This window comes from Kitasatospora indigofera, assembly GCF_014655955.1.
GTDB lineage: Bacteria > Actinomycetota > Actinomycetes > Streptomycetales > Streptomycetaceae > Kitasatospora > Kitasatospora indigofera.
Map to the genome: position 1 here is coordinate 1 of NZ_BNBO01000156.1, position 1,116 is coordinate 1,116.

Genomic DNA, 1,116 nt, shown 5'->3' on the forward strand with positions numbered 1-1,116 from the left:
ACGGTGTTCTTGAGTTCCAGGATCTCGCCGCGGGCGTCCACGGTGATCTTCTGCGACAGGTCGCCCTTGGCGACGGCGGTCGTGACCTGGGCGATGTTGCGGACCTGGTCGGTGAGGTTGCCGGCCATGAAGTTGACCGAGTCGGTCAGGTCACGCCAGGTGCCCGCCACGCCGGGCACCTGGGCCTGGCCTCCGAGCCGGCCCTCGCTGCCGACCTCGCGAGCGACGCGGGTGACCTCCGCGGCGAACGAGGACAGCTGGTCGACCATGGTGTTGACGGTGTTCTTCAGCTCAAGGATCTCGCCGCGCGCAGCGACGTCGATCTTCTGCGAGAGGTCGCCCTTGGCGACCGCGGTGGCCACCTGGGCGATGTCCCGCACCTGGGTCGTCAGGTTGCCGGCCATCGCGTTGACGGAGTCGGTGAGGTCCTTCCAGGTCCCGGAGACCCCGGGGACCTCGGCCTGGCCTCCCAGCTGCCCTTCGGTTCCCACCTCGCGCGCGACGCGGGTGACCTCGGAGGTGAACAGCGACAGCTGGTCGACCATGCCGTTGAACACCGTGGCGATCTCGCCGAGCAGCCCGTCGGCGTCCGGCAGCCGGGTGCCGAAGTCCCCGTCGCGGACGGCGGTCAGGCCGGTCAGCAGTCGCCGCAGATCGGGTTCCCCCACCTGCTCGGCCTTGCCATTGCCGCCCCGCCGTGCAGCCGGGGGCTTAGTCGAGCTGGTCATCGCAGGTCGCCTTCCTGAGCGCAGACCATAGGCCCGCCATGGCCGAACCAGGGCGGGAAGGGCAGTTGAACATACCGGTGGGGACGCTACCCCACCGCTTCCACCAAGAGCGAACTACCCGGAAGAGCCCTGCTGGCCGAACCAGATGCAGTCCGACGCATGCCCGGCAGCCGCCCTGGCACGCGTCGAGAACGACATACGCCGCGCTCCACGTGACGGCACACTTCGCACTGTCGACCTTCACCTGCGATCCGGCAGCCGCCAGTCGAATCTCCGGCTAGAACCGGCTGCCCCAGCGCCCCGCCAGCCTGTCCATGCTCCGCCAGACACGGAGTCAGGTGTCGGCGGGCGGCGGCGCGTCGGCCGGCGGACGGCGCAGTTGCTCGTT

General features: G+C 69.6%; 1 protein-coding gene. It reads right to left on the minus strand.

What is annotated here, in order from left to right; all coding sequences use genetic code 11:
- A partial coding sequence (locus IE329_RS39915; protein WP_190215974.1) for a HAMP domain-containing protein occupies window positions 1-728 on the minus strand: 728 nt, incomplete at its 3' end.
- Between the last annotated feature and the right edge of the window lie 388 nt (window positions 729-1,116).